The organism is Exiguobacterium sp. AB2 (assembly GCF_000696055.1).
GTDB lineage: Bacteria > Bacillota > Bacilli > Exiguobacteriales > Exiguobacteriaceae > Exiguobacterium > Exiguobacterium alkaliphilum.
In genome coordinates this window covers 46,345-58,637 of record NZ_JNAA01000077.1, presented here as the reverse complement: position 1 = coordinate 58,637, position 12,293 = coordinate 46,345, and the positions used below count along the sequence as shown (strand labels likewise).

General features: G+C 44.9%; 12 protein-coding genes. 11 read left to right on the top strand and 1 reads right to left on the bottom strand.

What is annotated here, in order from left to right:
* Positions 1–333: 333 nt before the first annotated feature.
* Both DI14_RS10520 and DI14_RS10515 read left to right on the top strand, forming a co-directional pair.
* Positions 334–1,098 carry a DUF6602 domain-containing protein gene (locus tag DI14_RS10520; protein ID WP_034808314.1) on the top strand — a complete coding sequence of 255 codons (765 nt, stop codon included), beginning with the start codon at positions 334–336 and terminating at the stop codon, positions 1,096–1,098.
* 1,020 nt (positions 1,099–2,118) lie between these two features.
* Positions 2,119–3,231 (top strand): DUF3800 domain-containing protein, encoded by a 1,113-nt coding sequence (locus tag DI14_RS10515; protein ID WP_051622684.1) that lies wholly within the window; start codon positions 2,119–2,121, stop codon positions 3,229–3,231.
* Between the two features lie 213 nt (positions 3,232–3,444).
* On the opposite strand, the gene DI14_RS10510 is transcribed toward DI14_RS10515, so the two are convergent.
* Positions 3,445–3,942 (bottom strand): tunicamycin resistance protein, encoded by a 498-nt coding sequence (locus DI14_RS10510; protein WP_051622683.1) that lies wholly within the window; start codon positions 3,940–3,942, stop codon positions 3,445–3,447.
* A gap of 136 nt (positions 3,943–4,078) precedes the next feature.
* Between DI14_RS10510 and DI14_RS10505 the strand changes: the two genes are divergently transcribed.
* From DI14_RS10505 to DI14_RS10465, 9 genes are all read left to right on the top strand, one after another.
* Positions 4,079–5,086, top strand: a complete 1,008-nt coding sequence (locus tag DI14_RS10505; RefSeq protein WP_034808311.1) for a tRNA-dihydrouridine synthase — start codon at positions 4,079–4,081, stop codon at positions 5,084–5,086.
* Positions 5,087–5,208: 122 nt separating this feature from the next.
* Positions 5,209–5,535 (top strand): PadR family transcriptional regulator, encoded by a 327-nt coding sequence (locus DI14_RS10500; RefSeq protein ID WP_034808310.1) that lies wholly within the window; start codon positions 5,209–5,211, stop codon positions 5,533–5,535.
* Positions 5,532–6,062: a DUF2812 domain-containing protein gene (locus tag DI14_RS10495; RefSeq protein WP_051622682.1), complete on the top strand. Its 531-nt coding sequence runs from the start codon at positions 5,532–5,534 to the stop codon at positions 6,060–6,062. The genes DI14_RS10500 and DI14_RS10495 overlap by 4 nt, the downstream gene beginning before the upstream one ends.
* A gap of 24 nt (positions 6,063–6,086) precedes the next feature.
* Positions 6,087–6,578: a hypothetical protein gene (locus DI14_RS10490; protein WP_034808307.1), complete on the top strand. Its 492-nt coding sequence runs from the start codon at positions 6,087–6,089 to the stop codon at positions 6,576–6,578.
* Between the two features lie 96 nt (positions 6,579–6,674).
* Positions 6,675–7,355: a response regulator transcription factor gene (locus DI14_RS10485; protein ID WP_034808304.1), complete on the top strand. Its 681-nt coding sequence runs from the start codon at positions 6,675–6,677 to the stop codon at positions 7,353–7,355.
* Between the two features lies 1 nt (position 7,356).
* Positions 7,357–8,361 (top strand): sensor histidine kinase KdpD, encoded by a 1,005-nt coding sequence (locus DI14_RS10480; RefSeq protein ID WP_034808302.1) that lies wholly within the window; start codon positions 7,357–7,359, stop codon positions 8,359–8,361.
* 91 nt (positions 8,362–8,452) lie between these two features.
* Entirely contained in the window at positions 8,453–9,136 is a 684-nt protein-coding gene (locus DI14_RS10475) for an ABC transporter ATP-binding protein (protein WP_034778726.1), read from the top strand.
* On the top strand, positions 9,133–11,703 hold the full coding sequence (locus DI14_RS10470) for an ABC transporter permease (RefSeq protein WP_034808300.1): 2,571 nt from the start codon (positions 9,133–9,135) through the stop codon (positions 11,701–11,703). The genes DI14_RS10475 and DI14_RS10470 overlap by 4 nt, the downstream gene beginning before the upstream one ends.
* Positions 11,704–11,777: 74 nt before the next feature.
* Entirely contained in the window at positions 11,778–12,287 is a 510-nt protein-coding gene (locus tag DI14_RS10465; protein ID WP_034808297.1) for a hypothetical protein, read from the top strand.
* The last annotated feature ends 6 nt before the right edge of the window (positions 12,288–12,293 follow it).

Here is a 12,293-nt window from a genome sequence, read left to right as displayed (position 1 = left end):
TGCTTATTGATCAACCAGAAGACAATTTAGATAACAGAGCTATTGTTAAAGAATTGGTCGAATATTTAAGGAAACAAAAGAAAAAAGGCAAGTTTTTGTGGTCACTCATAATGCAAATATAGTGGTAGCTTCAGATAGTGAAAATATTATTGTAGCTAATGAACATGATCTGGAAAATCCTAACCCTAACGAAGTAAAGTACTATTACCAAAATGGAAGTCTTGAAAATGAGAAGATTAGATTTGAAGTTTGCGAAATTTTAGAAGGTGGGAAGCCAGCTTTTAAACAAAGAGAAAATAGATACAATTTCTTGTTAACGGAGGAAACTTAATCATGCCCGATTATTTAAAGTACCAAAAATCTATTGGAAGAGAATTTAAAGCATTTGAAAATAGAGTGAGACATTTGATTGATGATTCACATTGGGGAGAAGAAGGAAAATATAAAGAAGTAATTTTAATGAATTATTTGAGGAGAATATTGCCAAACAACATATCCGTTGGTACGGGGTTTGTAAGGAATCAAAATTTAATTACAAAACAAATTGATATTATTATATATGACAATTCTTATCCTGTACTGTTTTCAGAAGGAGATTTTATAATTACTACTCCAGATAACGTTTTAGGTATTGTAGAGGTAAAATCTAAGGTTACTGTTGGGAACTTGTTTGAAATCATGAGTACGGCTCAGAAAAATGCTCAAATAATCGAAAAGAATTTGAACAGAATCATATTTAACGGTATTTTTTCATATCAAGCAGCATCGTCAAATATCGATAGTTATTATCAGAAATTAAGTATAAATGATATTAATATGGGTGGGTTAGTCAATCACGTTGCTTTAGGAGATAGATTTTTTATTAAGTTCTGGGAGGCAGAAGCTAGAAACGAATCTCCTCACGCTTCGTATCGTTTTTATAAATTGCCTGAGGATTTGACTGTGCCCTATTTTTTATCAAATTTACAAGAGCATATTTTAAAACAAACAAATAATAATTTTGCTAATCAAAGAAGCGAATTCCTCTATCCTATACTTGAAGGGAAAGAAATTCATTTGCAAAATACTTTATCAATACCTAGAAAAAATTCAATATAATATTATAATCAAAATCTAATTTTAATCTTATTAAAAGAAAAAACTTAGCTTCAAAACAATGATTAAGTTGATTCAAGTTTATAGGTCGGTCGTCCGATGAAAAAACATATCGCTAGTGTACCTACTCATTCTTGAATTTCTGGGAAACCTGGGATTTTATTTCGCTAAAAGCAAATGTAAGGTGAGATGTTTCTATCCGGGATTTATGAATATCTCCTACGTATCGGTGAATAAAACGGACTTAAAGAGAGCGAGATTGAGATTGCTTTTGCGTATCTTTATGCGATAGTACATTTTGAACTATGACTGTTTGCTCGTAATCAAGTGTTGGTTAAGCAGTATGCGACCATGTTTCATATGCTCTCAGATTTAATGCTTACATAAAAAGTCTGCCATCACATAACGAACGTTGATGTCTTCACCGGATTTCGATAAAGCGAGGCAGGTGATTTTATTAATCAGACTGCAGACAATATGAAAAATGACAATTGCAAAACAATCGATTTTAAAGGTCATGAGTTGGCGAAAAACATCGGTTCATTTAAAAGATGCATTATGTCATACCAGGGACTAGTATTTATTGTCCTTTATACATCAGAGCATCCGCTAGGCTATCTAATTTATGAACTGACTGTTTCCGTTTGTTGTCATGGTGTAAGAGGTGTGTTAACCAATCTTTGCAACACCCATAAAGCCCTACAAGGAATAGATTAAATATATAGGAGTGATCATACTTCTAAGTGTTAGTGGACTTTAATAATTATCAAATACTAAAGAATTTCTCAATAATGAACCCCTCAATAGTGTATTGGTTTTTGTTTAATTAGGACCAAAATGAACAAGTAAGAAACGTTGCTTTATATTGTTTGGTGTGAAGTCGTATCGAGCAAAAACTGTCAATATTAGTCTGTCGTTAACAAGGGAGTATAATCATTAGTAATACACATGGGCAATTAGATGTATTATACAAACTGTTGGCGGACTCTTTTTTGAATCAAATAATTGAGGTGGGGTATAGATATGTTTGAAACGAAAGAATTACGTGATATTACAATACACTTGCATGGTTTGACGGGAATGAATGAGAAACATTATTTTTATTATGATGAATCGAATAATATCAGGCGGTTTAGAATACGTGAGGGAAGACTTAATGCACCAATCGAATCAAACTTTGTTCTCGGGGGAGTTGTACACGAAGAGAATTCTATCAATTTTGACTATTGTAAGCTGAAAAATAATTTAATGCTTCAAGAAAATGTTGTAGATATTAAGCTAAAAAATATTTCAAAAGGTAACTTTATTCAATGTCTTGAGAGTAAACGATTGACTACATTTTTTGAATGGTTGTTGGAATCAGATTTATATATTCATTATTTTGCTCTGAATCCATTCTATTTCTCGATTGTTGATATTGTTGATTCTGCGGTTGCAAACTCAGAAATCGCAATGAAGTTAGATAGGGGATTTGTAGATGTTATGAAGAGTAACCTGTATACAGCTACAAAGAATGACCCTGAAAAGTTCATAAATTTGATTAGTACATTCGGATATCCCAATTTAATGAAAGACAGGATTGTTCCCTTTATAGAAGAGCTAATTGAATTAATCAGAGTGTATGAGAAAAAAAGTAATCTTGAAGTTGGACTAGTCTCGCTTAGGCATATACTAAAGGAATCGATATCGAAAGGAGAAATGGTTTTTCTAGAAGGTAATAAAGATCATATACTTATTGAAGACTTCATGCATTTCTACTTACAACCAATATATATGTTCATCAACTCCAAACATGATTTTGATGAGGAAAGTACAGTTTTTTCTTTGGTTGAGAAACTGCAACCAAGTTATGGTGGTGAATTAATTACAAATTTTAGTCAATCTGATTCAAAAGATAATAAAATGATTCAAATCTCAGATATTATAACCGGTTTAATGGCAAAATTTCTTGATTATATTACAGGTAGTAATATAAGTGAGATCCAAACAGCTTTTCAAAATTTATCAGAAAAACAACAAGATAACTTCGATAAACTGCGACAGCTAATCAATAAGTCAAATAATTACAACAAAGCATTCTTAAATTATTCGTTAAGTATTGAAGACAGATATAAGTTGTTTTTTCTTGGATTATAAATAATAGAAAAATTACTAGTGGAGAATTGAAAGAAAGATGCCTATATAGAAACTAAGAAGAAAGTAAAAATTCAATCCATTTCATGTGCCTTCGATTGAATAATCGGAGGCTTTTTTACTAGTGACCGAAAGGGGAGGCGGAGATGAAGGGAATCATTGTCCTAAAACATTTATCACTCGATGGGAAGATGCCCTTTAATTCATCCAGGTACTTTATAAAATAGCGTCGACGACCGCATCGTAGGACAACTTATCCATGTGAATCGTTTTGCCATTGATATCGTCGACGAACGCATCGAGAGAACGGTCGATTTGTTGTTTTCTCCACGAATTGAACCACATAGATTGTTTGTTCGGACGGTGTTCGAGCGTACGTTTCGAGGCACTTAAGATAAAGTGATGAACCGGAAAGCCATCTCGTTCTAAGCTCCCGGTGATGTCATCGGCGTATGTAGGCTCAACGAGTGTCATCGGAACAAGAATGACGACGTCGTAAGAAGTGGCAATCTTCACCACCATCTCAACATTGAACGCCCGCCATTCCGGATATTGCTGGAAGTCGGGCAGTCGCATGACTTTAGGCAGATTGTCACGAATGAAGAAGCCGGCTTGTTCTGGGTCGTACAGAAAAGCATTCGCTAGGCGTTGTTGCAATTGTTTGGCGGCTATCGTCTTGCTTGAACCGAATGCGCCGTTGATCCAAATAATCATATGAATTCTCCTCAAACATAATAGCGTTTTATCTATTGTACCCTATCATTTAGGTGAAACAGTTGATACATTCCCTGGTCCATAATAGAATGGATAAAGTGATTTTGTTGGATTGATTACGAAAGGGAATGATTTTATGAAAGAAAACTTCTGGCGCGACCTTCCGCGTCCATTCTTTATACTTGCCCCGATGGAAGACGTCACGGACGTCGTCTTCCGCCACGTCGTCGCCCATGCGGGACGCCCTGATGTGTTTTTCACCGAGTTCGCCAACTCGGACAGCTATTGCCATCCGGAAGGGAAAGGCAGCTTGCGTGGACGCTTGACGTTCACCGAGGACGAACAGCCGATGGTCGCCCACATTTGGGGTGACAACCCGGATTACTTCCGTGAGATGAGCATCGGCATGGCCGAGATGGGCTATAAAGGCCTCGACATCAATATGGGTTGCCCGGTCCCGAACGTGGCCAAGCGTGGGAAAGGGAGCGGCCTCATCCTCCGTCCTGACGTCGCAGCCGAACTCATTCAAGCGGCGAAAGCCGGCGGCATCCCGGTCAGCGTCAAGACGCGTCTCGGTTTCGCGAAGCTCGACGAGTGGCGTGACTGGTTGACGCATCTTTTGAAGCAAGACATCGCCAACTTGTCGATTCACTTGCGCACACGCAACGAGATGAGTAAAGTCGACGCGCACTGGGAGATGATCCCGGATATCGTCAAACTGCGTGACGAGATTGCACCGGACACGCTCATCACGATTAACGGTGACATCCTTGACCGTCAAATGGGATTAGAACTCGTCGAGAAATATGGCGTCGACGGCGTCATGATCGGCCGCGGGATTTTCAAGAACCCGTTCGCGTTCGAGAAAGAGCCGCGTGAGCACTCGATGGAAGAGTACCTCGACTTGCTTCGTCTCCAACTCGATTTGCAAGACAAGTTCCAAGAAGAGGTGCCGCGTTCAATCTCGAACTTGCACCGCTTCTTCAAGATCTACGTGAAAGGGTTCCGCGGGGCGAGCGACCTCCGTGTGAAGCTCATGGACACGAAATCGACAGACGAAGTGCGGGCGCAACTTGATGCGTTCGTCGAGAACTATCATAAAGAAGAAGCTGCGCTTGCCGAGGCGGCGTCGACAGTTGAATAAGTTTTTGAAGGGATTCAGTGTATACTGGGTCCCTTTTTTTCTTGTAGTCATCCACCAATTTTTAGGATATACTAATTATATCGGAAGCCGATATATCGTTAGACGAAGTAAAGGGGACAACTATGGCACAATCAGCTGGAAGCATCGCCTTGACGGAAGCGGTTTATTACATTTTACTGTCGCTACAAATTCCTAGACACGGATACGGCATCATGCAGTTTGTACAAGAATTGAGCCACGATCGCGTTCAATTGGCGGCGGGGACCTTGTATGGGGCACTCAGCAGCCTGGTAGAAAAGGGATGGATTGAGGCGGTCGAAGGAGCAAGCGGACGAAAGAAGGAGTATGTCATCACCATAGATGGACAATCAGTGCTCGAAGCCGAACTTGTTCGCCTTGAAGAGCTCGTCGCAAACGGGAAACAGTGGATTGGAGCAAACCGATCATGAAAACAAAAACAGTTTATCGTGTATATGTCGATTATGAAAAAGAAGAGAAATGGTTGAATAAAATGGCGGCACAAGGATGGTTTCTCGAACAATTTAAGTTAGGTCGTTATGAGTTTAGGCGGGGGAATCCGAATGAGTACACGTATCGGATTGAGTTACTTGAAGAATTGCCTAACAGCCCGAAGTCAGATGCTTACTTTGAGTTATTAGAGGAGATGGGAATTACGATTGTGGCGACCTCGTATCGTTGGATTTACTTAAAAAAACGAACCGAGGAAGGTCCGTTCCAGCTCTATTCGGATATTGATTCGAAAATTCGTCATGAAAAACGTATCTATCAACTATATAGTTTTGTGCTGTATCTCAACTTATTTGTGACATTTCTTAATATAGCGAACGATGCCGTCCCGTTCATATGGATTTTGAATTTCACTGTAAGTGTACTGTTTATTGTATTCGTGGTGAAACAATATCGAAAACTAGTAAAGTTGAAAGAAAAACGACAGCTGGTCGAGCGTGATGTATAAATTAAAACATGAGGAGGTTTTTTCATGAGTGAATTCCAATTTATAACGAGCGACCGGCTGCTGAAAGAAGTCGAAAATCCGTACATCAAGTTCTTATCCATCAACGAGGCCATCAAAAAAGGTGTCATCTTGCCTGACATGCTCACAGACGATGAGGACCTCGACCGTGACGAAAAGATTTTGATGAATGTCGAGTCGGAAGAGCAGCTCGACGAGATTGAGATCAAGCGCGACTTGTACTATAACGTGGAGAATGTTGAGGCGTACTCGGAAAAACCACACGTCGTGGAATTGCGTTGGCGTTATACGGATGCGAGAGCCGAACAGCTCGTTGAGTATATCGTCGACCATCTCGAGACCGCGGATGAGGTTGAAATCTGGAAAGTGTGGGTCGATGAACAGACCGAACCAAGCGTCAAGTCAATCACGCGCGATGAGTTGACGATGGATGCGCTACGTTTTTTAGGTGCAGATGGGTTCGAACGACCGGAATGCCTTCGCGTGACAAAAGCATAACCTGACCGAACGAGATGTCTCGTTCGGTTTTTAGTTTTGTCTCCTCATTTGAAAAAGACTGCTATATTATGAGGAGAAGAGTCAGGAGGGAATACCATGCATATTCTAATCGTCGAAGACGACCGGACGATCGCTTCCGGTCTCCAATATTCACTCGAGCAAGAACAATTCACGACGACGCTATGCCAGAACGTGGCTGATGCGACCAAGTTGATTGAACAACAGTTACATACGATTGACCTGTGTCTGTTCGACTTGTCGTTGCCGGACGGGAGCGGCTATGACTTGTGTCGGCTCGTAAAACAAAAACAGGATACACCTGTCATCTTTTTGACAGCGTTCGATGATGAAGTGAACGTCGTCATGGGACTCGATATGGGGGCGGACGACTACATCACCAAACCGTTCCGGGTCCGTGAACTCATCTCACGGATTCACTCGGTGTTGCGCCGCTACCATAAACAAGCCAGCTCACCCGTTTTGACAATCGGGGCGGTTGAAATCAATACCCAAGACGCCAAAGTCAAAAAAGATGGAAGCGAGATCCTGTTGACGGCGCTTGAATATCGCCTATTGCTCATCTTCGGCAGACATACAGGACAAGTGTTGTCCCGAGCGCAACTACTCGACCAAATTTGGGACATGGGCGGGGACTTTGTGAACGACAATACGTTAACCGTCTACATCAAACGATTACGCGAGAAACTCGAAGATGACCCGCAGCGGCCGACGTTGATTAAGACGGTTCGCGGGATTGGCTATAAGGTGGAGGGATAATATGCTACGAAATCGAGAAATCCGTCTCTATTTGCTCAGTCTGCTTCTTATAATCGGGTTGGCCTCCATCGTCGCAGCGTTGTTCCTATCGATGGAGGCCGTCGTTCTCGTCCTCCTTTTGTCGATCGCGTTCTTGATCGTGACATATCGGTTCACGACGTGGCGCTATCGGGAAATCAATCAGCTGTCGAGTTACCTGCAAGAGATCAGCAACGGCAATTATAAACTCGATGTCCGCGACAACCGTGAAGGCGAGCTCAGTCTATTGAAGAGCCAAATCTATAAAGTGACGAAGATGCTGTCCGAGCAAGGGACGCATCTCGAAGAGGATAAGCAGAAGTTGACGGATGCCATCTCCGACATCTCCCATCAGCTGAAGACGCCGCTCACATCGATGACCGTCATGGCGGACTTGCTCAGTGACCCAAGGCTGTCAGATGACAAGCGTCAAGAGTTCACGCATAACGTGCAGGTGCAGCTCGAGCGGATGGAGTGGCTCGTCTCGTCACTGCTCAAGCTGTCTAAAATCGATGCCGGGACGATTCAGTTCAAACGGGAACCGGTGTCCGTCCCCGTGCTCGTTCAAGCCGTGACGGAACCGATGCTTGTGCCAATCGATATTAAAATGCAAAGGCTCCAAATCGCGGGTGAGGGCGACGTCACGTTCGAAGGCGATTTAAAGTGGACGACCGAGGCGCTCATCAACATCTTGAAGAATTGCGTCGAGCATACACCGGAACAAGGCGAGCTGTTCATCGAGTTCAGCGAGAACACACTGTACACAGAAATCATCATCCGCGACACGGGGAGCGGCATCGCCAAACAAGACATCCCGTACATTTTCCAACGTTTTTATAAGGGTATGAATGCGAGTGACGACAGCGTCGGCATCGGGCTCGCCATGGCCCACAGCATCATCACAAGCCAACAAGGTGAATTGACCGTACGTAGTGAACGCGGAGCTGGGACTGCGTTTCAAATTCGATTCTACAAAGCAATCGTCTAATCGCTTAAGTGACGAAACAGTCACTTTCGAGTCACGGACGTGTCACACTCACTCGGTACACTCGAAGTAGATCAAGTACTGGAGGGTGCATATGAATATTTTAGAAGTGAAACATTTATCAAAAGTTTACGGGAAAGACGAAATGGAAGTCCGAGCGCTCGATGACGTCTCATTCACCGTGAAAAAAGGTGAGTTCGTCTGTATCGTCGGTCCGTCTGGCTCAGGAAAGTCGACATTGTTGCATTTGCTTGGCGGCGTCGACGTGCCGACGAGTGGACAGGTGTTGATCGACAATACGGATATTTACAAGTTAGACGAGACACAGCTCGCCATCTTCCGTCGTCGTCAAATCGGTTTGATTTATCAGTTTTACAACTTAATCCCGATTTTGACGGTCGAGGAGAACATCACACTGCCGATGTTGTTGGACGAGCAAAAAGTCGACGCCGCCCATTTGGAGCGCATCATCGGCATCCTTGGTCTGTCGAACCGATTGACTCATCTGCCAAACCAATTGTCTGGTGGGCAGCAACAACGCGTTTCCATCGGTCGGGCGCTCATCAGCAACCCGGCCATCATCTTGGCCGATGAGCCGACAGGGAACTTGGACAGTCAAAACAGTGAAGAAATCATGAGCCTCCTCAAACTGTTCAACAAGAAGTTCAATCAGACGCTGATCATCATCACGCATGACGAACGAATCGCCTTGCAGGCCGACCGGATCATCTCGATCGAGGATGGGAAGATTGCGAAGAACGAGGTCGTCCGCTCATGAACATCATCAATAAAATGACGATTCGACACTTGCGTGAAAACAAGCGGCGTTCGCTCGTCACCATCATCGGGGTTATCATCTCGGTGGCGATGATCACGGCTGTGACGACACTCGGTTCATCGTTCTTAGACTTGATGATCCGTCAAGACATCGCGGACAATGGAGAATGGCACGTCCAATACATCAACACGAATGAGGAGCAGGTCGAGGCAATTCGAAATGATGCATCGACGAAGGATGTCATCCTTTCAAGTGACGGCTATGCAGAATTAAAGAATTCACAGAATGCCTATAAACCGTACTTATACGTCCGGAACTATAACACGTCAGGGCTCAAGAACTTTCCCGTCGACTTGACGGAGGGACGCTTGCCAAACAAAGAAGGCGAAGTCGTTATTTCTGAGGCCATCCGTCAAAATGCGCAAGTCACGTACAATATCGGGGATGAATTGACGATTGAGATCGGTGAGCGCATGGACGAATCATCAGGTCGCGTATTAACCCAAAACGATGGCTTGATCCGTGACGGGGAGACGATGCTTGAACAGTTGAAAATCGAGGATACGGTGACGTTGACCGTCGTCGGCACGATGACGCGCCCAGCCTGGGAGCCGACTTGGTCGCCGGGCTATACGGTCGTCGGATACATTGACGACAAAGCGTTGAACGGTGCGATCGTCGATACGTTCGTCGCCTTGAACGACGTGAACGGCTCGATCTATGAGGATACGAAACAAGTGATGAACGAACAGAAGATTGAAGGGGTCGCTTATAACTCATCGTTGCTCCGCTATTATGGGGTGACGGATGATGACGGCTTGCGCAAGACACTGTATGGGTTCGGTGGCATCATCATGGCGGTTATCGTCATCGGCTCGATTTCGCTCATTTATAACGCTTTTGCCATCAGCGTATCTGAGCGCTCGCGTTATCTCGGGATGCTCGCGAGTGTCGGGGCGACGAAACGGCAAAAACGAAACTCGGTCTTTTTTGAAGGACTGATCATCGGAGGGATTAGCATCCCGATCGGTATCATCGCCGGGGTGACCGGAATCGGGGTCACGTTCTTGTTCATCAACGCTTTTGCGGAGAAGGCGCTCAACGTGACGGAGAAGTTTGAAGTCGTCGTCACACCGCTCACACTCTTGTTGACGGTCCTCATTTCGAGCGTAACAATCTTCATTTCCTGCTACCTGCCGGCGCGCCGCGCTTCGAAGATTTCTGCGATTGACGCGATTCGTCAGACCCAGGACGTGCGACTGACGTCGAAGAACGTGAAGACGTCGAAACTCGTGCGACGGATCTTCGGATTGGAAGCGGAGATTGGGCTGAAAAACACAAAACGCAACCGGAAACGGTATTTGGCGACGGTGTTCTCGCTCGTCATCAGTATCGTGCTGTTTTTAGTCGTCAGTTACTTCACGGATCGACTCGAACAGTCACTCGAGATGTCACAAGGCACGTATGAGTTCGATATTCTCGTGAACGGGTCGAATCTCAGTAAAGATGACTTACGTCGCTATGAGACGTTGGACCATGTGACGAGCGGGACGTACTTCGAGAACACGACCGTCCAGACGATGGTCGACGAAGCACGGTTACCGAGCGCGGTCACCGAGAATGAAGACTTGGTGTCCACGTTCGTCGATGGGAAATTTGTGTACTACGTTTCTCTTTATCAATTAGATGATGAGAGTTTCGATGCGTACTTGAAGCAGATCGGGGCATCCGCCAGCAATTTTGAAGACGGAGAGATACCGGGTGCCGTCTTGATTGATGAAGTATCGTATCAAGACGTCGACAAGAAGAAATTTGTGAACTCGAAGACGATTGAGACCGAAATCGGCGATACGCTTGAACTCCGGGACGAGAACGCAACGGACGAGACGGCACCGCTCAAAACAATCAAAATCGGCGCCATGACCGACGTCCCCCCGACCGGTGTGATGACGAGCTCACTTGGATGGCTTGATGTGATCGTTCGGGAAGGGACGTTTGAAGAAGATGCGATCGGTCAGTTGATGCAGCAATCGAGCCCATCCATCGCCTTGAACACGAGTAATCCGGAAGCGACGCAACAAGTGATTGAGGCGGAACAAAATATGGACCAATACATCTTCAACGTGTCGGAGCAGCGTGAACAACAAGAGCAGGTGTTGTTGCTGTTATCGATTTTCGTCTATGGGTTTATCGTCTTGATCTCGCTCATCTCGGTGGCGAACATCTTCAACACGATCTCGACGAGTGTCTCGCTCCGTCGTCGCGAATTCGCGATGCTGCGGTCGGTCGGGATGACACCGAAAGGGTTCAACAAGATGGCGTATTATGAGAGCATCTTCTACGGCATGAAGGCGCTGGCGTATGGCGTGCCGGTCAGTGTGCTCATCATGTACCTCATTTATCGTGCGCAAATCAACACGTTCGAAGCCCCGTTCACGTTGCCGTGGAGCGATATTGTGTTCGTCACGGTCGTGATTTTCCTGATCGTCGGTTCTTCGATGCTGTATGCCATCTCGAAAGTGAAGTCGGATAATATCATCGACCGTTTGAAGCAAGAGAATAACTAATCGGAATACATCGGGATTCAGTGTCTACTGAGTCCCTTTTTTTGTAAAATGAGAGAGAAGAAAGAGGTGGGAGCATGGATATCCGAGAAGTATTGAGTGGTGGGGATTTGCGCTCAGTTGGTCACGTTGATGCGGTCGTCGCTTACGTCGGGAACGACCCGGACCGATTCAGCGAATTGATGACCGGCTTGACCGATGACCGTCCCGTCGTCCGGATGCGGAGCGCAGACGCGATGGAAAAAGTGACACGCCATCACCCGGAGCTGCTGCGAGCGCATCAGTCGTCCTTATTCCAGCAACTACAGATTGCCATCCAACAAGAAGTGAGGTGGCACTTGGCCCAACTCATGCCACGGATGACGTGGACGGAGGAAGAGGCGGCTGACATCGCTCATGTGCTCACCGATTGGATTGCCACGGAGACGAGCGCCATCGTCATCGTTAACGCTCTGCAGGCGATATTCGACTTGAGCGCCGTGCATCCGCGATTCCGTGACGAACTGAGAGCCTTGCTCGAGACCCAACTCGAGGAGGGAAGTCCGGCCTTGAAGAGCCGCGCCAAAAAACTTTTACAGAAGTTGTGACCGATG